Genomic DNA, 262 nt, shown 5'->3' with positions numbered 1-262 from the left:
AGCATAACCGGCACACCATCAACAATAGGGAAAGCCAGGCCATCGAAGGTGCATAACAATTCTTGTGCTTCAGCATCGTATTTCAGCTTGCCCTTGCACAGTGGGCATACCAGCATCGCCAGTAGTTGTTTATCCATGGTATTTCTCTCCCCAGGTTGTCAGCAAGGTATCCAGAGCCTGCCGGGTAGAACGGTCAGGCACTGCATCCACCGGTACGTACCAGCAATTTTCAGTTACAAAGGACTGGCATTTTACCCAGTCC

At 50.4% G+C, this 262-nt stretch carries 1 protein-coding gene; it reads right to left on the bottom strand.

The genetic code is table 11. The features are described from left to right. On the bottom strand, nt 1-137 hold a 137-nt coding region (locus tag Q4563_RS20525; protein WP_303605828.1), incomplete at its 3' end, for a Trm112 family protein. Between the last annotated feature and the right edge of the window lie 125 nt (nt 138-262).

The sequence above is a fragment of the Gilvimarinus sp. 1_MG-2023 genome (assembly GCF_030548285.1).
Note: the sequence above shows the minus strand (reverse complement) of the source record. Positions and strands in the feature narration are given on the sequence as shown.